At 73.3% G+C, this 25,382-nt stretch carries 26 protein-coding genes; 10 read left to right on the top strand and 16 right to left on the bottom strand.

Annotated elements, in window-relative coordinates:
• Positions 1 to 11: 11 nt before the first annotated feature.
• From melC2 to OO54_RS24545, 5 genes are all read right to left on the bottom strand, one after another.
• Complete coding sequence (gene melC2, locus OO54_RS24525) at positions 12 to 839, bottom strand: tyrosinase MelC2 (protein WP_033206612.1); 828 nt, start codon at positions 837 to 839, stop codon at positions 12 to 14.
• A 23-nt stretch (positions 840 to 862) separates the two neighbouring features.
• Positions 863 to 1,255: an apotyrosinase chaperone MelC1 gene (gene melC1 / locus OO54_RS24530; protein ID WP_033206614.1), complete on the bottom strand. Its 393-nt coding sequence runs from the start codon at positions 1,253 to 1,255 to the stop codon at positions 863 to 865.
• 292 nt (positions 1,256 to 1,547) lie between these two features.
• A complete protein-coding gene (locus OO54_RS24535) occupies positions 1,548 to 2,297 on the bottom strand; it encodes a succinate dehydrogenase/fumarate reductase iron-sulfur subunit (protein WP_017240685.1) in 750 nt (249 codons plus the stop codon).
• Positions 2,294 to 4,237 (bottom strand): fumarate reductase/succinate dehydrogenase flavoprotein subunit, encoded by a 1,944-nt coding sequence (locus tag OO54_RS24540; RefSeq protein ID WP_033206615.1) that lies wholly within the window; start codon positions 4,235 to 4,237, stop codon positions 2,294 to 2,296. Before OO54_RS24540 ends, OO54_RS24535 begins: the two co-directional genes overlap by 4 nt.
• Positions 4,238 to 4,239: 2 nt before the next feature.
• On the bottom strand, positions 4,240 to 4,965 hold the full coding sequence (locus OO54_RS24545) for a succinate dehydrogenase (RefSeq protein ID WP_078905323.1): 726 nt from the start codon (positions 4,963 to 4,965) through the stop codon (positions 4,240 to 4,242).
• 96 nt (positions 4,966 to 5,061) lie between these two features.
• Here OO54_RS24545 and OO54_RS24550 point away from each other — a divergent pair, with 96 nt between their 5' ends.
• Entirely contained in the window at positions 5,062 to 5,949 is an 888-nt protein-coding gene (locus tag OO54_RS24550; RefSeq protein WP_026058460.1) for a LysR family transcriptional regulator, read from the top strand.
• Between the two features lie 12 nt (positions 5,950 to 5,961).
• Here the strand turns inward: OO54_RS24550 and OO54_RS24555 are convergent, their stop codons facing one another.
• Positions 5,962 to 6,549, bottom strand: a complete 588-nt coding sequence (locus OO54_RS24555; RefSeq protein ID WP_051787152.1) for a helix-turn-helix domain-containing protein — start codon at positions 6,547 to 6,549, stop codon at positions 5,962 to 5,964.
• Between the two features lie 108 nt (positions 6,550 to 6,657).
• Between OO54_RS24555 and OO54_RS24560 the strand changes: the two genes are divergently transcribed.
• On the top strand, positions 6,658 to 7,104 hold the full coding sequence (locus OO54_RS24560) for a hypothetical protein (RefSeq protein ID WP_033206619.1): 447 nt from the start codon (positions 6,658 to 6,660) through the stop codon (positions 7,102 to 7,104).
• 31 nt (positions 7,105 to 7,135) lie between these two features.
• On the top strand, positions 7,136 to 8,347 hold the full coding sequence (locus OO54_RS42500; protein WP_078905324.1) for a serine/threonine-protein kinase: 1,212 nt from the start codon (positions 7,136 to 7,138) through the stop codon (positions 8,345 to 8,347).
• A 28-nt stretch (positions 8,348 to 8,375) separates the two neighbouring features.
• Here OO54_RS42500 and OO54_RS24570 read toward each other — a convergent pair whose 3' ends face one another.
• The gene (locus OO54_RS24570) at positions 8,376 to 10,541 is read right to left on the bottom strand and encodes a putative bifunctional diguanylate cyclase/phosphodiesterase (protein WP_033206620.1); all 2,166 of its coding nucleotides are present in this window, start codon (positions 10,539 to 10,541) and stop codon (positions 8,376 to 8,378) included.
• Complete coding sequence (locus tag OO54_RS24575; protein ID WP_033206621.1) at positions 10,538 to 11,350, bottom strand: SAM-dependent methyltransferase; 813 nt, start codon at positions 11,348 to 11,350, stop codon at positions 10,538 to 10,540. The genes OO54_RS24570 and OO54_RS24575 overlap by 4 nt, the downstream gene beginning before the upstream one ends.
• Before the next feature lie 540 nt (positions 11,351 to 11,890).
• Between OO54_RS24575 and OO54_RS46810 the strand changes: the two genes are divergently transcribed.
• The 3 genes from OO54_RS46810 (at position 11,891) to OO54_RS24600 (ending at position 14,191) form a co-directional block, all read left to right on the top strand.
• Positions 11,891 to 12,601 (top strand): hypothetical protein, encoded by a 711-nt coding sequence (locus OO54_RS46810; protein WP_209440902.1) that lies wholly within the window; start codon positions 11,891 to 11,893, stop codon positions 12,599 to 12,601.
• Between the two features lie 91 nt (positions 12,602 to 12,692).
• The gene (locus OO54_RS24595) at positions 12,693 to 13,457 is read left to right on the top strand and encodes a bestrophin-like domain (protein ID WP_033206626.1); all 765 of its coding nucleotides are present in this window, start codon (positions 12,693 to 12,695) and stop codon (positions 13,455 to 13,457) included.
• Positions 13,458 to 13,624: 167 nt separating this feature from the next.
• Positions 13,625 to 14,191 (top strand): hypothetical protein, encoded by a 567-nt coding sequence (locus OO54_RS24600; protein WP_033206627.1) that lies wholly within the window; start codon positions 13,625 to 13,627, stop codon positions 14,189 to 14,191.
• A 108-nt stretch (positions 14,192 to 14,299) separates the two neighbouring features.
• On the opposite strand, the gene OO54_RS24605 is transcribed toward OO54_RS24600, so the two are convergent.
• Entirely contained in the window at positions 14,300 to 14,824 is a 525-nt protein-coding gene (locus OO54_RS24605) for a hypothetical protein (protein WP_033206629.1), read from the bottom strand.
• A gap of 481 nt (positions 14,825 to 15,305) precedes the next feature.
• Here OO54_RS24605 and OO54_RS24610 point away from each other — a divergent pair, with 481 nt between their 5' ends.
• Positions 15,306 to 15,968 (top strand): class F sortase, encoded by a 663-nt coding sequence (locus tag OO54_RS24610; RefSeq protein WP_033206630.1) that lies wholly within the window; start codon positions 15,306 to 15,308, stop codon positions 15,966 to 15,968.
• Positions 15,969 to 16,028: 60 nt separating this feature from the next.
• Here OO54_RS24610 and OO54_RS24615 read toward each other — a convergent pair whose 3' ends face one another.
• On the bottom strand, positions 16,029 to 16,913 hold the full coding sequence (locus tag OO54_RS24615) for a polysaccharide deacetylase family protein (protein WP_033206632.1): 885 nt from the start codon (positions 16,911 to 16,913) through the stop codon (positions 16,029 to 16,031).
• Between the two features lie 113 nt (positions 16,914 to 17,026).
• Complete coding sequence (locus OO54_RS24620) at positions 17,027 to 18,256, bottom strand: CapA family protein (protein WP_033206690.1); 1,230 nt, start codon at positions 18,254 to 18,256, stop codon at positions 17,027 to 17,029.
• Positions 18,257 to 18,515: 259 nt separating this feature from the next.
• On the opposite strand from OO54_RS24620, the gene OO54_RS24625 reads away from it, so the two are divergent.
• From OO54_RS24625 to OO54_RS24635, 3 genes are all read left to right on the top strand, one after another.
• Positions 18,516 to 19,073: a sigma-70 family RNA polymerase sigma factor gene (locus OO54_RS24625; RefSeq protein WP_017240699.1), complete on the top strand. Its 558-nt coding sequence runs from the start codon at positions 18,516 to 18,518 to the stop codon at positions 19,071 to 19,073.
• A 4-nt stretch (positions 19,074 to 19,077) separates the two neighbouring features.
• On the top strand, positions 19,078 to 19,497 hold the full coding sequence (locus OO54_RS24630; RefSeq protein WP_033206634.1) for a PaaI family thioesterase: 420 nt from the start codon (positions 19,078 to 19,080) through the stop codon (positions 19,495 to 19,497).
• Between the two features lie 201 nt (positions 19,498 to 19,698).
• Positions 19,699 to 20,202 carry a hypothetical protein gene (locus tag OO54_RS24635; protein WP_033206636.1) on the top strand — a complete coding sequence of 168 codons (504 nt, stop codon included), beginning with the start codon at positions 19,699 to 19,701 and terminating at the stop codon, positions 20,200 to 20,202.
• A gap of 17 nt (positions 20,203 to 20,219) precedes the next feature.
• On the opposite strand, the gene OO54_RS24640 is transcribed toward OO54_RS24635, so the two are convergent.
• The 5 genes from OO54_RS24640 to OO54_RS24660 all read right to left on the bottom strand — a co-directional run bounded on the left by OO54_RS24640 (position 20,220) and on the right by OO54_RS24660 (position 25,335).
• Positions 20,220 to 21,428 carry a histidine kinase gene (locus OO54_RS24640; protein WP_033206637.1) on the bottom strand — a complete coding sequence of 403 codons (1,209 nt, stop codon included), beginning with the start codon at positions 21,426 to 21,428 and terminating at the stop codon, positions 20,220 to 20,222.
• Entirely contained in the window at positions 21,425 to 23,158 is a 1,734-nt protein-coding gene (locus OO54_RS24645; protein WP_033206638.1) for a sodium/solute symporter, read from the bottom strand. Before OO54_RS24645 ends, OO54_RS24640 begins: the two co-directional genes overlap by 4 nt.
• A gap of 19 nt (positions 23,159 to 23,177) precedes the next feature.
• Positions 23,178 to 23,564 carry a DUF485 domain-containing protein gene (locus OO54_RS24650; protein ID WP_033206639.1) on the bottom strand — a complete coding sequence of 129 codons (387 nt, stop codon included), beginning with the start codon at positions 23,562 to 23,564 and terminating at the stop codon, positions 23,178 to 23,180.
• A 118-nt stretch (positions 23,565 to 23,682) separates the two neighbouring features.
• On the bottom strand, positions 23,683 to 24,432 hold the full coding sequence (locus OO54_RS24655) for a LytR/AlgR family response regulator transcription factor (RefSeq protein ID WP_033206640.1): 750 nt from the start codon (positions 24,430 to 24,432) through the stop codon (positions 23,683 to 23,685).
• A 30-nt stretch (positions 24,433 to 24,462) separates the two neighbouring features.
• Complete coding sequence (locus tag OO54_RS24660) at positions 24,463 to 25,335, bottom strand: Fpg/Nei family DNA glycosylase (RefSeq protein WP_033206641.1); 873 nt, start codon at positions 25,333 to 25,335, stop codon at positions 24,463 to 24,465.
• Positions 25,336 to 25,382: the final 47 nt, after the last annotated feature.

Genomic DNA, 25,382 nt, shown 5'->3' on the forward strand with positions numbered 1-25,382 from the left:
TCCCTACGGGATCAGGCCGCCGTGTCGAAGGTGTAGTGGCGGGTGTGGTCCAGCATGTCGGCCGGGGTCACGTCGTTCCACGGGCGCATGGTGTCGCCGAGGTCGACGACGTTCGCGGTGCCGGCGGCCGGCAGGTACGTCGACCGGGGGTGGCGGGCCTGCCAGTCGGCCCACAGCTTGTCGACGAACGCGTGGTGCAGCCAGAACACGGGGTCGTTGGGCGAGGCTCCGGTGCCCATCTGCCCGCCGACCCAGACGTGGACGCGGTTGTGGAGGTTCACCCCGCGCCACCCCTCCAGGTGGTTGCGGAAGCCGTCCGAGGCGCTGTTCCAGGGGGCCGTGTCGTAGGTCTCCATGGCGAGGGCGGATTCCACCTCGGCGCGGGTGGGCAGCTGGCGGCCGCCCGCGCCGAGGTCGCGCCGGAGGTAGTCGCGGCCGTCGACCCTGACGTTGATCGTCCAGCGGTTGCCGCCGCGGGCGAACGGCCCGTCCGTCACCTGGCCGTCGCGGGCCCGCCCGGTGCCGCCGAGGAAGTCGGGCGCCCAGAGCGAGGAGCGGGAGGTGCGGTCGGCCGTCCAGTCCCAGTACGGGAGGGTGACGGCCGGATCGACGGACCGCAGGGCCTCCTCGAACTGGATGAGGAAGCGCCGGTGCCAGGGCAGGAACGAGGGAGACCGGTGGCCGACGCGGTCGCCGTTGTCGGTGTCGCTCATGATGAAGGCGTTGTGCGTGGTGACGAAGGTGTCGTACCGCCCGGAGCGCTTGAGCTCCAGGAGGGCGTTGACGAAGCGCCGCTTCTCGTCGGCGCTGAGGGTGGCCTGGTTCTTGCGTACGGTCATGGTGGTGCGGCTCCGGGTTCGGATCAGGCGAGGGTGAGGGGTACGAGCGGGGCGCCCTGGAGTTCCCGGACGGCCGCGCGGGCCAGCGCCCTGGGCGTGGCGACGGGCTCGTAGTGGTTGATCACGCTGATCCAGGTGCCGTCGGCGTTCCGCATGACGTGCAGTTCCCGGCCGTCGATCGTCACGGAGTAGCCGCCTCCGTGGTGTCCCCCGTGGTGGTCGCCGCCGTGCGACGGTCCGCCCTTGATGCGGCGGCCCTGGTAGACCTCGTCGAAGGAGGCCGGGGCCGGTTCGGCCTCGGGCGCGGTGGCCCGGGGAGCGGCGGCGGTGGCGGAGCCGGCCGCGGCGAGGCCGGCGGCGGCGCCTGCCGCGCCGGCGGCGACGCCGAGGGCCCGGCGACGGGTGATGCTGGACATGAAACCCCCAGGTGGCCTGTGCGACCGGGGGGTCTGGTCGTGTACCCCCCGGCGGCCCTCATCAGTACCCGGGGGTGTCGGCGCGGCGGAAATCACCGCCGGCCGGTTGGCCGTGAAGTGGACAACCTGCCACATTGAGTACAGGTTCGAACGAAGTTGATCTTGCTGTCGCACGGGGTGGAGGCACCCCGGAGCGAAGATCTTACGGAGAAGATGATCATTCCGTGAACGATCTTCGGTTCCGGGGTGTGCGGTGTGGTCCGGACCACGCCGTCAGACTGTCCTGATCCGGTCAGCCCCGGGACGCCTTCCGCCGCGCCCGCAGCCACTCCCTGTTCATCGCCGAGATCGACGGCAGCGGGATGCCCTTCGGGCACGCGGTCGCACACTCCCCGGTCAGCGTGCAGCCGCCGAAGCCCTCCGCGTCCATCTGGGCCACCATGTCGAGGACGCGGGTCTCGCGCTCCGGTGAGCCCTGGGGCAGGACGTTGAGGTGGTTGATCTTGGCCGAGGTGAAGAGCATCGCGGAGCCGTTGGGGCAGGCCGCCACGCAGGCGCCGCAGCCGATGCACTCGGCGTGCTCGAAGGCGGAGTCCGCGTCGGCCTTCGGGACCGGGGTGGCGTGCGCCTCGGGCGCCGATCCGGTGGGGGCGGTGATGTAGCCGCCGGCCTGGATGACCCGGTCGAAGGCGCCGCGGTCGACGACGAGGTCCTTGACGACGGGGAAGGCCGACGCGCGCCAGGGTTCGACGTCGATCGTGTCGCCGTCGCGGAAGGAGCGCATGTGGAGCTGGCACGTGGTGGTGCGCTCGGGGCCGTGGGCGTCGCCGTTGATGACGAGGCTGCACGCGCCGCAGATGCCCTCGCGGCAGTCGTGGTCGAAGGCGACGGGGTCCTCGCCGCGCAGGATGAGGTCCTCGTTGAGGGTGTCGAGCATCTCCAGGAAGGACATGTCGGCGGAGATGCCGTCCACCTCGTAGGTGGCCATGGCGCCCTCGGCGGCGCCGTTCTTCTGGCGCCAGACGCGCAGGTTGAGCCTCATGCGTAGCTCCGCTGGGTGGGGTGGACGTACTCGAAGGCGAGGTCTTCCTTGTGGAGGACGGGAGCGCCGGTCCCGCCGAACTCCCAGGCCGCCACGTAGGCGAACTCCTCGTCGTGGCGGGCGGCCTCGCCGTCGGGGGTCTGGGACTCCTCGCGGAAGTGGCCGCCGCAGGACTCGGCCCGGTGGAGCGCGTCGAGGCACATGAGTTCGGCGAGTTCCAGGTAGTCGACGATCCGGTTGGCCTTCTCCAGGGACTGGTTGAACTCCTGTCCCGATCCGGGGACCTTGATGCGGCTCCAGAACTCCTCACGGATCTTCGGGATCCGCTCCAGGGCGGTGCGCAGGCCGCTCTCGTCGCGGGCCATTCCGCAGAACTCCCACATGAGTTCGCCGAGTTCGCGGTGGAAGGAGTCGGGGGTGCGGTCGCCGTCGACGGCCAGGAGGAGGTTCAGCCGGTCCTCTGTCTCGGCGAGCACCTCCCGTACCGCCGGGTGGTCGTCGGTGACGGGCTCGGCGTGGGGGTGGCGGGCGAGGTAGTCGTTGATGGTGGCCGGGAGCACGAAGTAGCCGTCGGCGAGGCCCTGCATGAGGGCGGAGGCGCCGAGCCGGTTGGCCCCGTGGTCGGAGAAGTTGGCCTCGCCGACGGCGAAGAGGCCGGGGACGGTGGTCTGGAGGTCGTAGTCGACCCAGAGTCCGCCCATCGTGTAGTGCACGGCGGGATAGATCCGCATGGGGACCTCGTACGGGTTCTCGGCGGTGATCCGCTCGTACATGTCGAAGAGGTTGCCGTACTTCTCCTCGACCGCCGCCCGGCCCATGCGGCGGATGGCGTCGGCGAAGTCCAGGTAGACGCCCTGGCCGCCGGGGCCGACGCCGCGGCCCTCGTCGCACACGTTCTTCGCGGCGCGGGAGGCGATGTCACGGGGGACGAGGTTGCCGAAGGAGGGGTAGATCCGCTCCAGGTAGTAGTCGCGCTCGTCCTCCGGGATCTCCGCGGCGGGGCGGGTGTCCCCCTTGGCCTTCGGGACCCAGATGCGGCCGTCGTTGCGCAGCGACTCGCTCATCAGGGTCAGCTTGGACTGGTGGTCGCCGGTGCGCGGGATGCAGGTGGGGTGGATCTGGGTGAAGCAGGGGTTGGCGAAGTACGCGCCGCGCCGGTGGGCCCGCCAGACGGCGGTGGCGTTGGAGTTCATCGCGTTCGTCGACAGGTAGAAGACGTTGCCGTAGCCGCCGCTGGCGAGGACGACGGCGTCCGCGTAGTGGGTGGTGATCTCGCCCGTGATCAGGTCCCGGGCGACGATCCCGCGGGCCCGCCCGTCGACGACGACCAGGTCGAGCATCTCCGTGCGCGCGTGCATCTCGACGTTTCCGGCGGCGATCTGCCGGGACAGCGCCTGGTAGGCGCCGAGCAGCAGCTGCTGGCCTGTCTGGCCGCGCGCGTAGAAGGTGCGGGAGACCTGGACGCCGCCGAAGGAACGGGTGTCGAGGAGTCCGCCGTACTCGCGCGCGAAGGGCACGCCCTGGGCGACGCACTGGTCGATGATCTCGACGGAGATCTGGGCGAGGCGGTGGACGTTGGACTCGCGGGCCCTGAAGTCGCCTCCCTTGACGGTGTCGTAGAAGAGCCGGTGGACGGAGTCGCCGTCGTTCCGGTAGTTCTTGGCGGCGTTGATGCCGCCCTGGGCGGCGATGGAGTGGGCGCGGCGCGGGGAGTCCTGGAAGCAGAACTGGACGACCTGGTAGCCCTGTTCGGCGAGGGTGGCGCCGGCGGAGCCGCCCGCGAGGCCGGTGCCGACGACGATGATCCGGTGCTTGCGGCGGTTGGCGGGGTTGACCAGCTTCGCCTGGAAGCGGCGGGTGTCCCAGCGCTCGGCGACGGGTCCTTCGGGTGCCTTGGTGTCGGTGATCGGCTCGCCGGTCACGTAGTCGAGGTAGCTCATGGTCAGCTCACCACTCCGGTCATGACGGCGACGGGGACGGAGACGAAACCCGCGGTCAGGACGAGCGCGAGGGTGTTCGCGAGGGCCCGCAGCAGGCGCTCGCGGCGGGCGTTGCCGACGCCGAGGGTCTGGGCGGCGCTCCAGAAGCCGTGGCGGACGTGCAGGCCGACGGCGAGCATGGCGACGATGTAGACGACGTTGCCGTACCAGGTGGAGAAGGTGTCGACCACGTTCTGGTAGGGCCTGCCCTCCTCGAAGCCGCCGGGGTGGACGGTGCCGGTGGTCAGGTCGAGGACGTGCCAGACGATGAAGAGGGCGAGGACGATCCCGCCCCAGCGCATGGTGCGGGTGGCGTACGAGGCGCGCCTGCGGCGGTGGACGTACGCCGTGGGGCGGGCCTTCAGGTCGCGCCGGCTGAGCTGGTACGCGGAGACGGCGTGCGCCACGACGGCGGCGACCAGCACGATCCGGACGAGCCAGAGGGCCCACTCGTGGTGCAGGACGGGGGCGCCCATGACCCGCAGCCAGTGGCCGTAGGCGTTGAACTCCTCGGGGCCGAAGAAGACCTTCAGGTTGCCGGCGACATGGGCGACGAGATAGCCGAGCATGATCAGCCCGCTGACGGCCATGACCGTCTTCTTGCCGAGGGTCGACGACCGGAATCCGCGTGACGGTGTGGGGGACGGCGGGCGGCCCGCCGTGCGGTCCCTCGTGGGTGCCAGAGCCATGCGTACGACGCTAGGGCCGAAGGACCCGAGAGGTCCAAGACATGGTCCGGCTGATCTCGATAGGTCGTGCCTATCCATATCGCCTACGCTGGGACCATGCAGTTCCAGCAGCTCCTCTACTTCGTCGCCGTCGCCGAGACCCGCCACTTCACCCGGGCCGCCGAGCGCGTCCACGTCTCGCAGCCCTCGCTCTCCCAGCAGATCAAGGCGCTGGAGCAGGAGTTGGGCGCGGAACTCTTCAGCCGGGCCCGGGGGAACATCACGCTCACCGACGCCGGCGAGGCGCTGCTGCCGCTCGCACGCCGCATCCTCGCCGACACCGAGACGGCCCGCCTCGAAGTGCAGGAGCTGGCCCAGCTCAAGCGGGGCCGGGTGAGGCTCGGCGCGACGCCCAGCCTGTGCACGGGCCTGCTGCCGGACGTCCTGCGCACCTTCCACGACCTGCACCCGGGGATCGAGCTGCTCATCGAGGAGGGCGGTTCGCACGACCTCGTACGGGAGCTGGCGCGCGGAGCGCTCGACCTGGCGCTCGTCGTGCTTCCGCTGCCCTCCCCGTCACCGGCGCTGACCACGGTCGAGCTGCTCCGGGAGGACCTCGTGGTGGTCTCCAGCGCCTCGGCCCCGCCGCCGCGCCGGCCGGTGCGCATCACGGACCTGCGCGACCAGCCACTCGTCATGTTCCGCCACGGCTACGACCTGCGGGAACTCACCGTCGGGGCCTGCCGGGCGGCCGGCTTCGAGCCCACCTTCACCGTGGAGGGCGGCGAGCTGGACGCGGTCCTCGGCTTCGTACGGGCCGGCCTCGGGCTGGCGGTGGTGCCGACGATGGTCGCGGCGCGCGCCGGCCGCGACCTGCGGGTGACGGCCCTGGCCCGGCCCGGCCTGCGCCGCACCATCGCCCTGGCCCACCGCAGCGACGTGGCGCCGCCGAGGGCGGCGCGTGAGCTCCAGCGGCTGCTCATGGCCTCCCGCCGGGGCGCCTGACGCCCCCGGCCGTCACCGGCCCGGGGCCTCTCCGGCGGATCCGGGGCGGACGGCGCGGACGAGGGCGACGGCCTCGTCCGTACGGCCCGCGCCGCAGACCCGGAGGATCTCGGCGAGTCCGGGGTGGTCCGCGTCGAGGAGTCGGGCCGCGTCGAGGATGTCGAGGGCGCTCGCGCGACCGGTGAGGAGCTCGCGCAGGCGCAGGGCGAAGCGCAGGTCGGAGTCGGGGTCCGCCGGAGGGGTCTCGCCCGCCTGGTGCGGGGTCACGGCGGCACCGAGGGAGTCCTGGCCCGGCGTCCTGCTGGCACGGATCTCGGCGAGGGCCCGGGGGGCGTCCCCGGCCGGCACCCCTCCGGCGCGGACGCCCTGGGCGAGGTGGAGGACGGCGGAGAGCCGGGCGGCGGCGTCGGGGTTGGCGATCCTCGCGCGCTGCCCGCGCATGACGAGGCTCAGCATGGCGGGGGAGATTCCCAGGGTCTCGGCGAGTCCGGACTGGGTCAGGCCGAACAGGCCGCACACGTCCCGGCAGAGGTCGCCGAGCGGAGCTCCGTACCACTGGCGCTGGAGCTCCTGGTTGCGGGCGACGGTGGTCTCGTCCATGCACAGGACGCTAGGGCGGCAATTGACACTTGTCAAAGGGAGTTTTCATATGTCAATCTCCTCGCCGGAAGGCACGACCTCACCCACCCTCACTGATGGGACGTCACCATGACCTGGAAGCGCACCACTTCGCTCGCCGCCGTCGCCGCCCTCGCCGTCCTCGGACTCACCGCCTGCCAGTCGGAGGGCAGCGACGCCAAGGGCGGCGCCACCGCCACCGCGACCACCCAGGCCCCGGCCGACGGCTCCGGCGGCGCCGGCACCGCGACCCCGGACGCGCCCGCCGACGGCGTGAAGAAGCCGGACGACCTGCCCGCCGACCTGCCGCTGCCGTCCGGGGAGCTGACGTCCGTGACCGGCGGCACCGGCGGCTACGTCATGACGTACGCCGCCACGGACCCGAAGGGCGTCCTCGCCGAGTACCGCAAGGCCCTGGAAGGCGCCCAGTACACGGTGGTGGACATCGCGGGCGTCTTCACCGCCACCTCGGACAAGACCTCCGTCTCGGTCGTCACCACCGCCGACACCGTCGTCCTCACGCTGGCCACCCTCTGACCCGCCGCGCCGCGGAGGTACTCTGCGGCGCATGGAAGCAGGGGGGATGCTCGCCGGGCGGTACCGGCTCGTGGCGCCGGTGGCACGCGGAGCGCAGGGCGCGGTGTGGCGGGCCGTCGACACGCACGGCGGCACGGAAGTGGCCGTGAAGGTGTCCGGGAGCGCGGACCTGGAGTCGTTGCTGCGGCTCGTCTGCGAGCAGTCGGTCCGTCTCGGCCACCCCCATGTCCTCACCCCCGTCGACTGGTTCGTCCGCGAGGGCGAGGCCTGGCTGGTGCTGCCGCTGGTACGCGGCGGCACCCTCGCCGGACTCCTCGCCGACTACGGCGAACTCCCCATCGAGGCGGGGCTTTTGATCGCCCAGCAGCTGATGGAGGCACTGGTCGCCGTGCACGGGGCGGGGCTCGTGCACCGTGACGTGAAGCCCTCCAACCTGCTGCTCGCGGCGAGCGGACCCGGCCGCCCGTGCCTGTACCTGAGCGACTTCGGCCTGGCCCGGGTGCTGCCCCATCTGCGGCTCACCTCGACGAGGTTCGTCGCGGGCACCCCGGACTACCTGGCCCCGGAGGTCCGCGCCGGGTCGGGCGGCGGTCCCGAACAGGACGTCTACGCGGCGGGGCTCGTACTCCGCGAGCTCGGGGCGCCCGCCGCCCTCGTGGCCGCGATGACCGCCGACGCCCCCGGCGACCGCCCGACGGCTCGCGAGGCCCGCGACGAACTGGCCCGCCGCCGGGCCGCCTCGGGACCCGTGCGGTGGCCCGTCCTGTGGGACGGCGAACCCTTCCTGATTCCGGACCAGTTCACGGACGAACCGCTGCCCCGGGTGGAGCCGCCCCGGCCCGCCGCGCCGGCCTCCACCCCGTCCGTGCCCGCCGCGCCCGCGTTCGCGCAGGCGGCAACGCCCCCGGCGGTGCGCCGTCGCCGGGGGCGGGTGGCGCTCGGGGCGGCCGTCCTGGGGGCCGTGGCCCTCACCGCCGCCGCGATGACGGCCTTCGCCGCGCTCACCTCGGAGGCCGGGGCCGGAGGCGCTCCGGCCGGCTCCTCGCCGGCCCCGGTCCGCACGGTGCCGCCCCACGCCGAGGAGGGGCCTCCCGACCCCGCGGGACCCGCCGTGTTCGCCCCGTGCGCCCCGGAGGAGGCGCTCGCCGTCTCCTTCAGCCCCGAGGGGTACCTCCTGGTCTGCGACCACGTGCCGGCCACCGCCCGCTACGAGTGGACCCCGCAGCTCTCCGAGGAGTACTAGGCCCTGTCCGGGTCGGGGGCCGCCGGGTTCAGACCGCGTCCGCCAGGAGGAGGGAGTGGATGCGGTCCGGGGCGCCGGGGCGGGCGTAGTACCAGCCCTGGGCGGTGTCGCAGCCGAGGTCGCGGAGTCGGCGGGCCTGGGCGCCGGTCTCGACGCCCTCGACGGTGACGGCGAGTTCGAGGCTGTGGGCCAGGGAGACGATCCCTTCGACGATCTTCAGGTCGACCGGGTCCACGGGGTGCTGCTGCATGCCCCGGGTGAAGGAGCGGTCGAGCTTGAGGACGCTCACCGGAAGCCGGCGGAGGTTGGCGAGGTTCGAGTAGCCGGTGCCGAAGTCGTCGAGCGCGATGTCGACGCCCATCTCGGCCAGCTGCCGCAGCGGCTTCAGGAGGTCCTCGTCGGCGCCGATCAGGGCGGACTCGGTGACTTCGAGGCAGAGCGCGCCGGGTTCGAGTCCCGAGCGCTCCAGGACGTCGACGGTGTCGGCGACCAGACGCGGATGGTGCAGCTGGGTCGGCGAGAGGTTCACGTTGATCCGCAGCGGGCCGCCGTCGGCGTGCCGGGTCTGCCAGAAGCGGGCCTGGCGCACGGCCTCCTGGAGCACCCAGCGGCCGAGGGGCACGATGAGGCCGGTGTCCTCGGCGAGCGGGATGAAGCGGTCGGGGCCGAGCACCCCGTGCTGCGGGTGGCACCAGCGTACGAGCGCCTCCGCGCCGTGCACGCTGCCGTCGTCGAGGTGGACGAGCGGCTGGTACTCGATGAAGAACTCGCCGCGTTCCAGGGCGGTGGGCAGGGCCGTGGTGAGTCCGTGCCGGGTGATGGCGCGGGCGTCGGCCTCCGGGTCGGCGAGCTCGAAGCGGTTGCCGCCCGCGGACTTGGCCCGGTACATGGTGATGTCGGCGCTGCGGAGGACCTCGGCGGGGGTCCGCTCCCCCGCCGGTCCCTCGACGACGCCGAGGCTGCCGCGGACGGTCAGTTCGCGGCCGTCGATGCGGAGGGGGGTGGCGAGGGCGGCGAGGATGCGGTCGGCGAGTTCGGTGACGTCCCGTTCGCCGCCGGGGGCGGTGGTGAGGGCGACGAACTCGTCGCCGCCGAGTCGGGCCACCATCTCGCCCGCGCCCGTGACGCAGCTCTGCAGCCGGTCGGCGACCTCGACGAGCAGCCGGTCGCCGGCGGAGTGGCCGAGGCTGTCGTTGATGACCTTGAATCCGTCGAGGTCGAGGTAGCAGAGGCCGAAGCGGGCGTTGTCGCCGGGCGCGAGGGCCTTCTCCAGGCGTTCGAAGAACAGGGTCCGGTTGGGCAGCCCGGTGAGCGCGTCGTGGGTCGCCTCGTACCGCAGGCGCAGGTGGAGCAGGCGCCGTTCGGTGGTGTCCTCCAGGAGGGCGAGCTGGTACTGGGGCCGGCCCTCGGCGTCGCGGAGGAGCGAGACCGTGAGGTTGGTCCACAGAACCGTTCCGTCACCCCGGTAGTAGGGCTTCTCGACGCGGTAGTGCTCGCGCTCGCCGCGGACCAGCTCCTCGTACAGCTTCCAGACGTGCGGCCCGTCCTCCGGGTGGGCCCACTCGCTGACGTTCTTGCTGCGGACCTGGCCCTCCATGCCGCCGAACATGCGGGTGAGGGTCTCGTTGATCTCCAGGACGTTGCCGTCGAGGTCGGCGATGCCGATGCCGATCGCCGCGCCGTCGAAGACCGCGCGGAAGCGGCTCTCGGTGGCGTGCAGGGCGATCTCGGCGGCGCTGCGGGCGGTGAGCGCCGAGCGGGCGATGGCCTCCTGCTCGGCGCGGGTCCGCTCGCGCAGGGCCTGCGCGTAGCCGGTGGCCATGGCGTGCTGGAGCCGGGCGCAGCGGGCACGGAGTTCCTCGGCCGGCAGGTCCGACTCCGTGCCGCAGTAGAGCACCAGGTACGAATCGACCACGCCGAGGCTGCGGCCGAGCGCGTCCGGGTCGGTGCAGTGGGCGGCGATCAGGTCCGCGCCGGTGCGCTGGGCCGGGGCCGTGTCGAAGGGCCGGGCGTGCAGCGCGTCGCACAGGGTGCGGGCCAGCGGCAGCAGGTGCACCTCGAATTCGGCGCGGGTCAGCGAGGTGGCCGTCACCGGGAAGATGGCGCGGCTCCAGATGGTGACGAAGCGCCTGAGCCTGTCCTCCGGGCCGTCGGCCTCCGCGATTGCGCCGGTCGGCTGCGACGGGACCTTCACGCTGTGCGCCCCACCCCTGCGAAGCCGGAGAAGGCGTAGGGATCCTCCTCCTCGACCGGGCTCTCCGGTCGCCAGAGGGGCATCGGGACGAGGCCGGGCTCGACCATCTCGGTGCCCTCGAAGAAGCGGGCGATCTCGCCGCTGGACCGCATCACCAGGGGGTTGCGGATGTTCCGGTAGACGCCCACGGTGCCGTCCGCCTCGTCCTCCAGGAGCGGGATGCCCTCGTAGGAGGCGTGGGTGACGACGACGAGGCTGCCGGGGGCGAGGGCGCCGAGCAGTTCGGCGACGGCCTCGTACGGGCGGTCCTCGTCCTCCAGGAAGTGCAGGACGGCGACGAGGAGGAGGGCGACCGGCCGGTTCAGGTCGAGCAGTCGGGAGACCTCGGGGCTGTAGAGGATCTCGGCCGGCTTGCGCAGGTCGGCGGCGACGACCGCGGCGGCCTCGTCGCCCTCCAGGACGGCGCGGCTGTGGGCGACGGCGACCGGGTCGTGGTCGACGTAGACGACGCGCGCGGCGGGGTCGGCCTTCCGGGCGACCTCGTGCACGTTGCCGAAGGTGGGTATGCCGGAGCCGATGTCCAGGAACTGGGTGACGTCGTTGTCAACGGCGTAGCGGACGGCGCGCCGCATGAAGGCACGGTTCGCCTGCATGATCTTCGGCAGGCCCGGCATGAACTCCATGGCCTTGCGCGCCGCTTCCCGGTCCACTTCGAAGTTGTGCGAGCCGCCCAGATAGAAGTCGTACATACGGGACACGCTCGGTACCGAGATGTCGATACCAGGCGGAGCCCAGGCGGGACGCTCCATCAATGTCTCCAACAAGTCGCCATGGGATGCGGCCATGTGTTCGCGGCCGGTGTTCGAGGTGAGGCTACTGATCGCCCGCCGGGAGAGCGAGTAGAAACGGAAATTAGCGGTCCGTTCTTGGTCACACGCCATTGGCACGTGCTCCCGGAACGCAGAGTTCACGCCTTCAGGCTGTGCAAATTCACGTGCATATGATCGTGCGTCGGCTACACCGGCGACGCCGCTCACCATCCGACGGTGGCCCAGGTCCCGCCCGTACCTCGGCCGTTGCCGTTGTCAGGACCCGGTCGCCGGTGCAGGATGCCCCGTTGACGGCCCGATCCGACAGGGCGACAACCGGACAGTTCTCGATCCGGAGGCCGGAACGGACCTTCTCGGCCCCCGTCCGGAATCACGCGGTCGGCGATACCGGGCATTGAGCCGAATCCGAGTCCGACACACGGCGAAACGTCAAGCCCGCACAACCGGAGATCCCCTCCATCCGGCGAATCCGCCGTGATTCCGCCCCGGCGCGCGCCTCATGTGATCAAGCTCGACGGCGTGTCTCTGTACGGATCACTCCTCGCGCGGCCGGTGGCGGCCCTGGGACTGGTGTGGCTGCTCGCCTCGCCCGTGCCCGCCGCCGCCGACGCCTGCGCCTACGCCTCCACCGACCAGGACGGCTCGAACATCGCGGTGGCCGTCGCCGGCGGCGGCCACAGCCACGGCCACGACGGTGACGGCGACGACGGCCGCGGCAAGGGCCACCACCAGCACGGCAAGGGCAAAGGCAAGGGCCACGACCACCACCACCCGAAGCCCTGCCCTCCCAAGCCGCCCCCGCCGTGCCCGTCGCCCACGCCCACGCCCACGCCCACGCCGACGCCCACTCCCTCCCCCACACCGAAGCCCGAACCGCCGAAGCCCTCCCCGTCCCCGACGCCGACGCCGGAGCCGCCCCCGCCGCCACCCACGCCCGAGCCGCCCCCGCCGCGTCCCGTACCGAAGCCGCCGGCCGTCCGCCCCGCGCCGCGTCCGGAGCCGCCGAAGCCCGCGCCGCCGACCACGAGGCCGCCTGAACCCGCGCCCGCGCCGCCGCCTCCGCCGACCGTGCGCCCGCGTCGCCCGGCCCCCACGCCCGTGGCGCTGCCCCACTACCGACCGGCCACGCAGGCCAAGCGGGAGGGCGGCACCTCCGTCGTCACCGCGACGCTGATGATCACGGCCCCGGCCGTGCTCGCGACGGCGATCCTGCGCCCCCGGTCCAAATGACCCGCCGCCGCACCGGTCGCCCTACGCGCCGGACAGCCGTCCCGCTGCCCTCCCGTCCCCTTCACCCGCCGAGTCCCGCCGGAGAGCTTTCATGTCCGAATGGCTTGTTCTGACCCTTGCGATGGCGGCCGCCTGCGCCGTCGTCCTGACCATCGTCGTCATCAACAACCGCCGGATCCCCGAGGACGACGACCCCAGCGAGACCCCCGACGTCATCGAGTACATGACGATGATGATCGGCGTGATCTACGCGATCGTCCTCGGTCTGGCCATCGCCGGCGTCTGGGAGGCCCGCGGGGCCGCCCAGGAGACCGTCCGGCAGGAGGCCCAGGCGATGCACGAGATCTCGGCCCGCGCCGAGGTGTATCCGCAGGCGGTCCGGGAGGGCATCCGCGCCGACGTCGACGCGTACGTCTCGTACGTGGTCCACGACGAGTGGACGTACATGTCCGAGCACGGCGAGCTGAGCGACGAGGGGACCGCGCTCCTGGAGCGGGTCCGGCGCAGCGTCACCGACTACCAGCCCGCCAACGACTTCGAGGGGCAGGCCTACCAGCCGCTGGTCGACCGGGTGGCGGCGGCCGACGACGCCCGGGGGGCCCGCGGGCAGAGCGCGGGGGCGACCATGCCGGGGGTGGTGTGGTTCGGCCTGATCATCGGCGCCCTGGTGACGGTCGGCCTGATCTTCACGCTCCAGATCCGCAGGACCGGGCGGGAGTTGCTGCTCGCCGGGCTCTTCAGCGTCCTGATCGCGTTCCTGCTGTTCCTCATCTGGGACTTCGACGCGCCGTTCGGCCGGGGCATCTCGGCCACCGCCACGCCGTTCACCGATCTGTTCCCGCAGCTCACACGGTGATCCAGGCCGTCCGAATGGGCCGCACGGGGGACAATCGTGCCCCATTCGCACGCCTGGGATCGCGGCTGTGGTAGTGCGCTCCTAGCGTGTCCGGCATCGAGGTGTACGCAAGGCGTTCGGCGGAAACCCCCTTCCGCGGCTGCCCCTCGGGACCCGGAGGATTCACCATGCGCGCGATACGTGCCGCTACCACTGCCCTGCTGGGGGCGGCCGCCCTCGCCCTGGCCGCCCCCACCGCCGTCGCGGCGGACGACACTCCCGCCAACGGCCCGCGGGCACCGAAGGCCAAGGCCCCGGGCGACTTCGTCGTGTCGCCCGGGGTCGTCGCCCCCGGCGGCCGGGTGACGCTCAGCGCGCCCGGCTGCGCCAGTACGGCGACGGCCTCGGCCGGCATCTTCGACACCGTCGTCATCGCACCGGGCTCGGCGGCCACCGCCCTCGTGGACATCGACGCCAAGCGCGGCGCCGTGTACACGGTGTCGTTCAACTGCACCGGCGGAGTCCAGGACACCGTCGACCTCAGCATCAGCGGCACCCCCGCCCCCACCGCCACCCCGACCATCAGCGCCACGATCCTCACCCCCCCGCGCGGGGTACGGGGAGGTCTCGGAGGGTCGGTGGACAGCGGCGTCGAACCCCTGGAGCTGGCGGCCGGCGGCGCGCTGGTCGTGGCCGGGGCCACCGGCGTCGTGTACGTGGTGCGCCGCCGCAACGGCTCGGCCCGGCGCCACTGACCGGGCGTCGCGGCCGGACCGGTGGGCGCCACGGACGCCCGCCGCCCCCGGGTCCCAGCGGGACTCGGGGGCGGCGGGCGCAGCGGGCCGACCGGGAGGTTCGACCGGTCAGACTCCCGCGCCGGTCATACGGCGACGGCGGGCGATGAAGACCCCGCCGCCGAGCGCGGCCGCGGCGACCAGGCTGCCGCCCACGGCCATCTCGGTGGAGCTGGGCGCGAGCGAGCCTCCGAGACCGCCCTGCGCGCCCTGGCCGGCCAGGACCCGGAACGGCTGGGTCAGGGTGCGGCCGTTGCACTGGACGGCCAGGTTGTACTGGCCGGGCGTGGCGTTGTTGAAGATGCGGGGGGTGGCGGTCGACACGCCGTTGACGGCGGCGGGGAGCGTGGTCGTCGGGAAGGCGTTCGACGTGACCGTGCCACCCGCGCAGCCGCGGACGGTGATCGTGAGGATCGCGCCCTGGTGGACCGCGAAGGGGGACACGGTGACGCCGTTGGAACCGTCTCCGCCCCGCTCGGTCTGGAGAGGGACCGTCACGTTGCTGGGCCCGTTGGTTGCGGTGGCGAGGGGGGCCGCGAGTCCGAGCGCCGCGAACGCGGTCGCCGTCACCGCCAGAGTGCGTGCAGCACGCATGGTTGAACCTCCTGTGGAAGACGCCCCAAAGCGGTGCTCCGGGAGATTCGACGAGTACGCCTTCCATGACGAACCATCACCAGTCGGTGCGAGCCGTGCACGTCGGCACTGGGCCACCCCGGTGAGGCGACACGCCGAGGGAAGAGCCCCCTGAGGCAACGGAGCCGCAGGTCAAAGGCGTTCGGGATGCTTATCCGACGATTACTCGGATGGGTCAGCCCCGACGTCACCCGGCTGCACCCCGGCCGCGCTTCGGCACGGGCTGCCGGGCTCGCCCCTCACCCGCCCCGCCGCCGCCTCCACGCATACCCCCCGCGCCGCCTCCGGCCCGCGCCTCGGCCGGGGCCGTCCGCGCCCGTCCCGTAGGCCGCCGACGGCCCTGACACCCGTCCGGCGGCGGGCCCTCACCCGTTCGCGCCGTCCGGCGCGACGGCGCGCGCGACCGGCTTTACCGTTCTGACGACGCCGAGAAGGGAGAACCATGCCCCCGAAGGACTTCCGCGTCTTCGATCGCAGGAGACGCCGACCCTGGGGCGTCCTGGCCCTCGCCATGCTGTCCGGACTCGCGATGATGCGCAACGGGGTGGACATCGCCGACGGGCCGCCTCAACCCGCCGCCGCCGCCCGGCCGGTGGCACATCCGGTCGCCCCGCCACCGCCCGCCGCGACCACCGGTCTGGAGCCGCTGCCCTTCGCACCGGCGTCCCGGATCAAGATCCCGGCGATCCAGGTGGCGGCCCCCATCATGGACGTGGGCCTGGACGCGGACGACTGGGTGGCGGCCCCGCCGCCGGAGGACCCCAACCTCGCCGGCTGGTACCAGAACGGCATCGCCCCCGGCCAGCGCGGCACCTCCGTCATCGTCGGCCACGTCGACAACGCGAAGGGACCGGCGGTCTTCTACGGCCTGGGCTCGCTCCAGAAGGGCCAGCACGTCGAGGTCGAGCGGTACGACGGCCGGGTCGCGGTCTTCGAGATCTACGGCGTCGAGGTGTACGCCAAGGACAACTTCCCCGGCGTGCAGGTCTACGCCGACAACGGGGAGCCGGAACTCCGGGTGATCACCTGCGGCGGCGGCTACACGCGCGCGCGTGGCTACGACGGGAACGTCGTCGTCTACGCGCGCATGGTCGGCTCGCGCTAGCGGCCCCGCACGAAGGGCCCCGGCACCAGATGCCGGGGCCCTTCCGCCGTACCCGGGCGCTCAGCGCCGCGGCACGGTGATCCGGTAGCCGGCGTCGAGGAGTTCGGGCAGGTAGCGGCGGAGCGCGGCGACGCTCTGCGAGCGGTTGCCGCCGGCGTCGTGGGAGAGCACGACGGTGCCGGGCGCGGCGCCGTCGAGGACGCGGCGGACGATGGAGTCGGTGCCCGGTTCCTTCCAGTCGAGGGTGTCGACGGTCCAGGCGAGCGGCTCCATGCCCAGTTCGGCGCCGATCTCGAAGGAGTGCCGGTTCCAGGCGCCGTAGGGGGCCCGGTACCAGAGCGGCGCCGTGCCGAGCGTCCGCTCGACGACCTCGCTGGTGGAGCCGAGCTCGTCGCGGATGCGGGAGGGCCGCAGCTTGGGGATGAGGGGATGGGACCAGGAGTGGTTGCCGACGACGTGTCCGTCCTCGGCCATCTCCCGCAGCAGGTCCTGGTTGTCGACGGCCATCTCGCCGCAGACGAAGAACATGGCCCGGCAGTCGTAGCGGCGGAGGGTCTCCAGGATGGCCGGGGTGTAGCGGGGGTCGGGCCCGTCGTCGAAGGTCAGCACCATCGAGCGGCCGACCCCCGACATGCTCAGGAACGGCCGCTGCCGGACCGGGGGCAGCGCGCGGCGGAACGCCGGCGGCGCGTACGCGGTCATCGGCTGGAGCCGGTAGGCCGTCGGCCGCAGCCGGGTGGACCCGGCGGCCTGGGGTCCGGCGGCCGACCCCACTCCCCCGTGCCCCGCGCCCGGCGCTCCCTGGGGTGCGGAAGCGGTGCCGGCGACGGGTCCGGGGGTGCCGAACCGGTCCGCCGCGAGGACGCCGACGGTGGCGGTGGCGCCGAGGGCGGCGGCGAGGCGCAGCACCGCCCGGCGGCCACTGTTCATCTGATCGTTTTTCATGACCAATGGTTCGTACGGGCGGGGCCCGCCGCAGCCCATCGACACCGGCCACCCGTCCGAAAACACCCGATGAGCCGATCGCCCGAGGCGTTTCGGGAACGGGTGCGGGCGGCCTACTTCCCCATCACCAGGCCGTCCTTGTCGGCGCCGCGGCTGAGCACCACCCGCCGGATCGTGTCGCGGATCTCGGCGTGGCGCGCGTTGCTCCCGTCGGCGGCGCCGAGGTTGACGACCCGGCCGCGTGCGGTGTCGAACCACTGGGGGATGAACTCGGCCTTGGTGACCTCCCACCGCGCGCCGGGGGTGCGGGGCGGCGCGAAGGTGAAGCGGCCGAGGGTGCCCTGGTTGCCGCGCGGGTCGTAGGCGCCCTCGTGGTTGATCATGTCGCCCGCGATCTGGTCGCCCATGCCGTAGACGACCCAGGTGCCGTTGACCTTCTCGTAAGCCTGCGGGATATGGGCATGTGTACCGACCAGCAGGTCGATGTCCGGGCGGCCTCCGGTCTGCGAGGCGGTCAGCGCGCGGCCGAGGGAGAGCTGCCGCTCGTCGGGCTCGGTCTGCCATTCGGTGCCCCAGTGCACGCTGACCACGACGACGTCCGCGCCGGCCGCCCGGGCGGCGCGCGCGTCGGCGACGACCTTCTTCTCGTCGAGCAGTTGGACCGCCCAGGGCCGCCCCTCGGGGAGCGGGTAGCCGTTGGTGTCGTAGGTGTAGGCGAGCTGGGCCACGGTGGCGCCGCCGGCCTTGAGCAGGGCGGGCCGTGCGGCCTCCTCGGCGGTGCGGGCCGAACCGGCGTGCCGGACGCCCGCCTTGTCGAGCGCGTCGAGGGTGCGGCCGAGGCCCGCGGCGCCGTCGTCGAGGGTGTGGTTGGAGGCCGTGGAGCAGGAGTCGTAGCCGGTGGCCTTCAGCGCCGCGGCGACCTCGGGCGGCGACTTGAAGGCGGGGTAGCCGGTGTAGGGCCCGCCCTCCTTCCCGTACACGGTCTCCATGTGGCAGATGGCGAGGTCGGCCTGGGAGACGACGGGCTTCACCCCGGAGAGCATGGGGCCGAAGTCGTATCCCCCGCCGCCGGCGTCCTCGGCGGCGCGGCGGATGATCGAGTCGTGCGGGAGGACGTCGCCCGAGGCCACGAGGGTGAATCCGGTGGGTGCGGAGGCCCCGCCCGGTGCCGCGGACGGGGCAGCGGGGGACCCCGCGGGGCGGCTCGCGCCCGGCGGGCCGGACGAGGTTCCGGGTGTCCCGCCGCCCGGGCCGCCGCCGGCGCCGTCGGTGCAGCCGGTCGCCGCCGCGAGCAGGACGGCGGTGAGGGCCACCGCTCCCGCGGGTCTGGTGCGTGTGGTCATGTACGGCACTCCACCCAACTCATCCGATGAACATCTGTTCTGATCAATTGAGCGCGCGAAAAAGCCTCAGTCAAGGGTCAAGGCCGTAGAACGTCATGAACCCAGCCGAAACGGACGCACCGACTCCGTCTGACCGTTCGCCGTACCATTCGCCGCTCGGTGCGACCGTTCGTCGCAGACCGCTGTCCGTTCCCTGTCCCTCGTCCTCCGGATGCGCTCGTATACGGCCCGACGACGAGCCGCGGGAGAGGTGGGCAGGATGACGACGGCGACGACCGACGAACGGACCCTGGAGGAGTTGCAGCGGGAGCACGGACCCGCGCTGCTCTCCTTCCTGCTCGGGCTGACCTACGGGGACCGGCAGCGGGCCGAGGACCTCGCCCAGGAGACGCTGGTACGGGCCTGGCTGCACCCCGAGGCCTTCGACGGCGCCTACGCCTCGATCCGGCCCTGGCTCTTCACCGTGGCCCGCCGCCTCGCCATCGACGCCCGGCGGTCACGACTCGCCCGGCCGGCCGAGATCGGCGACGGCGTCCTCGCCGTGACCCCCGACCCCGCCGATGCCACCACCTCCGCCGAGGCCGCGCTCGACGTCCGGGCGGCCGTCCGGGAGTTGAGCCCGGAACACCGCGCGGTGCTCGTACGGCTCTACTTCCACGGCCTCACCGTCAACGAGGCCGCCGTGGACCTCGGCATCCCCGCCGGGACCGTCAAGTCCCGCTCGCACTACGCCCTGCGCCAGCTCGGCCGGTCACTGCCCGGGTACCGGCCGCGTCGCGCGGGCGTTGCCCGGCCCCGGGCCGCGGCCCCACAATGACGCCGTGACGCTGACACTCGCCGCCGCCGAAAAGATCCTCGCCGACAACTTCGCCCCCTGGGTGCTCGATCTGGGACTCACCGTCGAGTCGGTCGGTGCCGACGGTGAGGGGGCCGTGCTCCGGCTCCCCTGGTCCGACCGGCTCGCCCGGGAGGGCGGCGGCCTCTCGGGCCAGGCCCTGATGGCCGCCGCCGACACCGCGACCGTCATCGCGGTCGCCGCGGCCCGCGGCGGATTCGTGCCGATGACCACCGTCCAGCAGTCCATCAGCTTCCAGCGGGCGGTCGTCGGCGCCGACGTCCTCGTGCACGCCCGGCTCACCAAGGCGGGCAAGCGGATGGCCTTCGCCGACATCGCGATGACGGCCGAGGGCACGGAGGACACCGCCGCCCACGCCACCGCCGTGTACGCGCTCCTCGGCTGAGGCCTCGTCCCCGCCGTCTCCCACGCCACCCTCGACACGTCCGGCAACAGGAACCTCACCGGCACCGATCCGGCCGGGAAACGTATCCGAAACCACACGGGCGAGTTGAGCAAAGCGGGACCCGCGGGCGCCCTTCTCGGAGGAGGCTCTCCCCCGGGCCCTGACGTCCGGGTCCCCGACGTCCGGGAGAAGGTGGGAGCGTTGCTGCCCGAGAGCACGAACGGCGCCGGCGGCACGAGTGGCGGCGGCCTCGCCGTCCCGATGGCCTGGCTGTGCGCCGAGTACCTGGCCGACGAGGTGCTGCGGGCCGCCGCCCTCGTGGCGCCCGGCTCACTGGAGTACCGGGCCGGCCTCCGGGCCCTGGCCCTCACCGTCCACCTGTCCGAAGGACCTGACGGGCCCTCGGTCGGTTGGGCCGCCGGCGACGTCGACGCCTGGCTGCGCCGCACGGCCTACGACCGGCCCTGGCCGCCCTGGGTCGAGGAGAGGCTCGCCGCGCGGCGGGCGTCCGGCGGCGACGGCCCGGACCTGGCACTCGCGCACACCGCCTGGCGCCTGCTGCGGGACACCTGGGTGCTCGCCGCCGACCTCGACGGCCGCGCGGTCGGGGGCGACGCCTCCCCGGTGGACGAGGACGACCAGGTCTGGCTCCCCGCCTGGAAGCTGGGCCTTCCGCTCGCCCATCTCTCGCTGCACCTGCGCTGACCGCGCGAGCGAGACCGCTAAGCGGCAGAACGGTGCACGCCCGGCCGGTACTTGGGGACGCGTACCGTCACCTTCATCCCGGCGCCGAGCCCCGTCTCGATGACGAGGCCGTACTCCGTCCCGTACACCTGACGCAGCCGCTCGTCCACGTTGGAGAGGCCGATGCCGGAGCCGGCCGGGTGCTCGCCGCGCAGGACGGCGCGCAGCACCTCCGGGTCCATGCCGATGCCGTCGTCCTCGACGGTCACCACCGCCTCGGCGCCCGCGTCCCGGGCGGCGATGGTGACGCGGCAGCCCCGCTCCCGGTCCTGGAGCCCGTGCTTCACCGCGTTCTCCACCAGCGGCTGGAGACAGAGGAAGGGCAGGGTCACCGGCAGCACCTCGGGAGCGATCTGCAGCGTCACCTTGAGGCGATCGCCGAAGCGGGCGCCGGCCAGCGCCAAGTACTGCTCGATGGAGCGCAGTTCGTCGGCCAGCTGGGCGAACTCGCCGTGCCGTCGGAAGGAGTAACGGGTGAAGTCGGCGAACTCCAGGAGGAGTTCCCTGGCGCGCTCGGGGTCGGTGCGCACGAAGGAGGCGATCGTCGCGAGGGAGTTGAAGATGAAGTGCGGCGAGATCTGGGCGCGCAGGGCCCGGATCTCGGCCTCCACGATCCTGGTGCGCGACCGGTCGAGCTCGGCCAGCTCCAGCTGTACGGAGGCCCAGCGGGCCACCTCCGTCGCGGCCCGCACCAGGACGGCCGACTCCCGGGAACCGTAGGCGACGAGCGCGCCGAGCACCCCGTCCTCCCCGGTGAGCGGAGCGATCACCGCCCAGCGCAGCGGGCAGTCGGGGTCGGCGCAGCCGGTGTGCGCGGAGCGGCTGCGCCCGGTCTCCAGGGTCTCGGCCACCTGGTCCGGCACGTGCGCGCGGTGGTGGTCCTCGCCGGGACCGTCCCAGGCCAGGACCGCGCCGCGGTCCGTGAGGCAGAGCGCCTCGGTGCCGAGGAGCGAGCGCAGCGTGCCGGCGGCCTTGCGCGCGGTCTCCTCGGTGAGGCCCGCCCGCAGCGGCGGCGCGGCGAGCGAGGCGGTGTGCAGCGTGTGGAAGGTCGCCCGCTCGACCGGTGTGCCGAGACCAGGGTCGGCGGCGCGGCCGCCGCGCCGGGCGGCGAACCCCCCGAGGACGAAGCCCGCGGCGAGGAGCACGGCCCCCGCGGCGGACGCGGCGGCGAGGGCGATGCCGCTCATCGGCGTGCCTCCTGGGCGGGGACGGTGCCGGTGAACTCCTCCGGGAGGTGGAGCCTGGCGAGGATGGCCGGGGTGCCGGGCGGGACGCGGCGGGGCGTGGCGAGCGAGACCAGCACCATGCTCAGGAAGCCGAGGGGTACCGACCAGACGGCGGGCCAGGCCATCAGGGTGTGCGGCCAGCCGCCGGGGGCGAGTCCGGCCCGCGTCGCCATCACGGCGACGAGGGCGGAACCGCCGCCGAGCAGGAGTCCCGCCATGGCGCCGGGCGGGGTCAGCCGCCGCCACCAGATGCCGAGGACGAGCAGCGGGCAGAAGGAGGAGGCGGAGACGGCGAAGGCGAGGCCGACGGCGTCGGCCACCGGCACCTTGGAGGCGACCACGCCGACGCCCAGCGGCACGGCGGTGGCGAGCAGGGTCGCGAGCCGGAAGTGCCGCACGCCCCGGGAGGGCAGCACGTCCTGGGTGAGGACGCCGGCGACGGACATGGTGAGCCCGGACGCCGTGGAGAGGAACGCCGCGAAGGCCCCGCCCGCGAGGAGCGCACCCAGGAGGTCGCCGAGGAGTCCGCCGAGTATCCGGTCGGGCAGCACGAGGACGGCGGCGTCGGCCGAGCCGGTGAGGGCGAGTTCGGGGGCGTAGATCCGGCCGAGGGCACCGTAGAGCGGCGGCAGCAGGTAGAAGGCGCCGACCAGGCCGAGCACGACGAGGGTGGTGCGGCGGGCGGCGCGGCCGTGCGGGCTGGTGTAGAAGCGGACGGCGACGTGGGGCAGCCCCATGGTGCCGAGGAAGGTCGCCAGGATCAGGCCGTACGTGGCGTACAGCTGGTGTCCGTCGCGGCCTCCGGCGAGCGGCTGCGACCAGCCGAGCGGGTCGGAGCCGGTGACGGCCCTCTCGGGCAGCGGCGCGCCCGGCGCGAACGACAGGGTGGTGCCGCCGAGGACGTGGTGGGTGCCGGAGGTCAGAGTGACGGTCCGGTCGGCGTACGGGACGGAGTCGACGCGGCCGGTGACGGTGACGGTGAGGGGGGCGTCGAGCCCGATCCGCACGGTGTCGGCGACCCGGACGACGGTGTAGCCGCGCAGGACGGCGGGGGCGTCGAAGCGGGCCCTGGGCGCCCCGTCCCCGTACCAGGCGGCGAGCAGGAACAGCGCGGGGACGAGCAGGGCGGTGAGTTTCAGCCAGTACTGGAAGGCCTGGACGAAGGTGATGCTGCGCATGCCGCCCGCCGCGACGGTTCCTGTGACGACCAGGGCGACGAGCAGCCCCCCGACCCAGTCGGGGGCGCCGGTCAGGATCTCCAGGGTGAGTCCGGCGCCCTGGAGCTGGGGCAGCAGGTAGAGCCAGCCGATGCCGACGACGAAGAGGCTGGCGAGCCTGCGGGCCTGCGGGGATTCGAGCCGGGCCTCGGCGAAGTCCGACAGGGTGTACGCCCCGGAGCGGCGCAGCGGGGCTGCCACGAGGACGAGCAGGACGAGGTATCCGGCGGTGTAGCCGACCGGGTACCAGAGCATGGCGGGGCCCTGGACGAGGACGAGGCCGGCGATGCCCAGGAAGGAGGCGGCGGAGAGGTACTCGCCGCTGATGGCGGCGGCGTTGAGGCCGGGCCGTACGGTCCGCGAGGCGACGTAGAAGTCGGAGGTGGTGCGGGAGATCCGCAGGCCGAGGGCGCCGATGAGGACGGTGGCGAGGACGACGGCGGTGACTGCGGCGACCGCGTAGGTCTGGTTCATCCGGGGTGCTCCACCGCTCTCAGTGCTCGACGAGGCCGGTGAAGTCGCGTTCGTTGCGCTCGGCCCGGCGGACGTACCAGTGGGCGATGGCCCAGACGACCGGGTACACGCCGACGCCGAGGGCGGCCCAGACGAGCGCCTCGGGCGCGGGCAGCGCGAGCAGCAGCGGCAGGGAGCCGACGAGCAGGGCGAGCGCGCCGAGGGCGGTGAGCGCGGCGCGGAGCTGGCTGCGCATCAGGGAGCGGACGTAGGTGTGGCCCAGGGTGGTCTGCTCGTCTATCTCGGAGCGGGCCGGCGGGTGGACGGGCCGGCGCCCGGCTGTCCCGGGCGCGGCCGCGCCGCCGTGGGCGGAGGCGTAGGTGACGGTCTCGCGCCGGGGTCTGCGCGGGGGGTGGTGCTCGGACATCGGGGTCCGCTCCCGGCTCTCTCGACGACTTGCGACGGCCCGCGCGGACGGCGGCACCGGCCCGGCGGACGCGTGGAGTCTACGCAGCGCGCTCCGGCCGCGGTAGACGTGCGGGCGGTCAGCCGCCGGCCCGCCGCATCAGGAGGTCCCGCAGGTGACGGGCGTGGCGGCGGCTGACGGCGAGGTCGGTCGCGCCGACCCGGACGGAGGTGGCGCCGCCGTCGAGCCGGAGTTCGTCGATCCGGGCGAGGGCCACGAGGTGGCTGCGGTGGATGCGGACGAAGCCCCGGGCGGCCCACCGCTCCTCCAGGGTGGAGAGCGGGATGCGGACGAGATGGCTGCCGTGGTCCGTGTGGAGGCGGGCGTAGTCGCCGTGGGCCTCCACGTAGGCGATGTCGTCGACGGCGAGGAAGCGCGTGACGCCGCCGAGTTCGACGGGGATCTGCTCGGGTGCCGCCGTCGCGGGGGCCGCCGTCGCGTGCACCAGGTCGTGGACGCGGCGGACGGCCTCGGCGAGTCGCTCGCGGCGGACCGGCTTCAGGACGTAGTCGACGGCCTTCAGGTCGAACGCCTGGAGCGCGAAGCCCTCGTGGGCGGTGACGAACACGACCAGCGGCGGACGCGCGAAGCCGGCGAGCAGCCTGGCCACGTCGAGCCCGGTGAGACCGGGCATGTGGATGTCGAGGAAGACGACGTCGATGCCGTCGTCCCCTTCGGGTCCCGTCTCCAGCGCCCGTCCGATCCGGCGCAGGGCGGCGGTCGCGTCGCCCGCGCCCTCCGCCGTCCGCACCCGCGGGTCGGCGCGCAGCAGGTAGAGCAGCTCCCCGAGGGCGGGTTCCTCGTCGTCGACGGCCAGTACGCGCAGCATGCGGCGGAGTGTAACGGCCGGTCCGGAGGGCTATTTGAGCAGCTTCGACAGGCGCCGGTCGGCGAGCGGCCTGCCGCCGGTCTGGCAGGTGGGGCAGTACTGGAGGGAGGAGTCGCTGAAGGAGACCTCGCGGATGGTGTCGCCGCAGACGGGGCAGGGCTCGCCGGTGCGGCCGTGGACGCGCAGGCCGCTCTTCTTCTCGGCCTTGAGCCGGCCGGCGGCGAGGCCGTGGGAGCGTTCGACGGCCTCGCGGAGGGTGGTGCGCAGCGCCGTGTAGAGGGCGGTGGTCTCCTCCGGGGTGAGGTTCTGGGTGGGTTTGAACGGCGACATCCTCGCGGCGTGGAGGATCTCGTCGCTGTAGGCGTTGCCGACGCCGGCGATGAGGCTCTGGTCGCGCAGGGCGCCCTTGATCTGGCGCCGTTCTCCGGCGAGGAGCGCGGCGAAGGCGTCGGGGCCGAAGTCGTCGGCGAGCGGGTCGGGGCCGAGGCGGGCGACGCCCGGCACGTCCTGCGGGTCGCGGACCAGGTGGACGGCGAGGCGTTGGGTGGTGCCGGCCTCGGTGAGGTCGAAGCCGTCGCCGCCGGTGAGCGCGGCCCGCAGGGCCAGCGGGCCCTTGCCCGGTCTCGGCGGGCCCGACGGGAGCGGGTCCTGCCAGCGCAGCCAGCCCGCGCGGGCCAGGTGGATCAGGAGGTGGAGCTCGCCGGCCGGTCCGGTGGTGGTGAGGTCGAGGAACTTCCCGTGCCGCGCGACGGCGGTGACCTCCGCGCCCTCGACGGCGTCCAGGGGCGGGTCGTACGTCTTGAGGACGCTGATCGCCACGGGCAGGACGCGGGCGATCTCCTTGCCCACCAGGTGCGCGTCGAGGAACTCGCGCAGCGCTTCCACCTCGGGGAGTTCGGGCATGGCTCCACCCTGCCGCACGGCCGGCCGGGTCGCGCGACAGACCCTGT

The organism is Streptomyces wedmorensis (genome assembly GCF_000716445.1).
GTDB classification, from domain to species: Bacteria; Actinomycetota; Actinomycetes; order Streptomycetales; family Streptomycetaceae; genus Streptomyces; species Streptomyces wedmorensis.

Coding starts and splice junctions, on each gene's coding strand:
- melC2 (WP_033206612.1), bottom strand. CDS start 839: ATGACCGTACGCAAGAACCAGGCCACCCTCAGCGCCGACGAGAAGCGG.
- melC1 (WP_033206614.1), bottom strand. CDS start 1,255: ATGTCCAGCATCACCCGTCGCCGGGCCCTCGGCGTCGCCGCCGGCGCG.
- OO54_RS24535 (WP_017240685.1), bottom strand. CDS start 2,297: ATGAGGCTCAACCTGCGCGTCTGGCGCCAGAAGAACGGCGCCGCCGAG.
- OO54_RS24540 (WP_033206615.1), bottom strand. CDS start 4,237: ATGAGCTACCTCGACTACGTGACCGGCGAGCCGATCACCGACACCAAG.
- OO54_RS24545 (WP_078905323.1), bottom strand. CDS start 4,965: ATGGCTCTGGCACCCACGAGGGACCGCACGGCGGGCCGCCCGCCGTCC.
- OO54_RS24550 (WP_026058460.1), top strand. CDS start 5,062: ATGCAGTTCCAGCAGCTCCTCTACTTCGTCGCCGTCGCCGAGACCCGC.
- OO54_RS24555 (WP_051787152.1), bottom strand. CDS start 6,549: ATGGACGAGACCACCGTCGCCCGCAACCAGGAGCTCCAGCGCCAGTGG.
- OO54_RS24560 (WP_033206619.1), top strand. CDS start 6,658: ATGACCTGGAAGCGCACCACTTCGCTCGCCGCCGTCGCCGCCCTCGCC.
- OO54_RS42500 (WP_078905324.1), top strand. CDS start 7,136: ATGGAAGCAGGGGGGATGCTCGCCGGGCGGTACCGGCTCGTGGCGCCG.
- OO54_RS24575 (WP_033206621.1), bottom strand. CDS start 11,350: ATGGAGCGTCCCGCCTGGGCTCCGCCTGGTATCGACATCTCGGTACCG.
- OO54_RS24595 (WP_033206626.1), top strand. CDS start 12,693: ATGTCCGAATGGCTTGTTCTGACCCTTGCGATGGCGGCCGCCTGCGCC.
- OO54_RS24600 (WP_033206627.1), top strand. CDS start 13,625: ATGCGCGCGATACGTGCCGCTACCACTGCCCTGCTGGGGGCGGCCGCC.
- OO54_RS24605 (WP_033206629.1), bottom strand. CDS start 14,824: ATGCGTGCTGCACGCACTCTGGCGGTGACGGCGACCGCGTTCGCGGCG.
- OO54_RS24610 (WP_033206630.1), top strand. CDS start 15,306: ATGCCCCCGAAGGACTTCCGCGTCTTCGATCGCAGGAGACGCCGACCC.
- OO54_RS24615 (WP_033206632.1), bottom strand. CDS start 16,913: ATGAAAAACGATCAGATGAACAGTGGCCGCCGGGCGGTGCTGCGCCTC.
- OO54_RS24620 (WP_033206690.1), bottom strand. CDS start 18,256: ATGACCACACGCACCAGACCCGCGGGAGCGGTGGCCCTCACCGCCGTC.
- OO54_RS24625 (WP_017240699.1), top strand. CDS start 18,516: ATGACGACGGCGACGACCGACGAACGGACCCTGGAGGAGTTGCAGCGG.
- OO54_RS24640 (WP_033206637.1), bottom strand. CDS start 21,428: ATGAGCGGCATCGCCCTCGCCGCCGCGTCCGCCGCGGGGGCCGTGCTC.
- OO54_RS24645 (WP_033206638.1), bottom strand. CDS start 23,158: ATGAACCAGACCTACGCGGTCGCCGCAGTCACCGCCGTCGTCCTCGCC.
- OO54_RS24650 (WP_033206639.1), bottom strand. CDS start 23,564: ATGTCCGAGCACCACCCCCCGCGCAGACCCCGGCGCGAGACCGTCACC.
- OO54_RS24655 (WP_033206640.1), bottom strand. CDS start 24,432: ATGCTGCGCGTACTGGCCGTCGACGACGAGGAACCCGCCCTCGGGGAG.
- OO54_RS24660 (WP_033206641.1), bottom strand. CDS start 25,335: ATGCCCGAACTCCCCGAGGTGGAAGCGCTGCGCGAGTTCCTCGACGCG.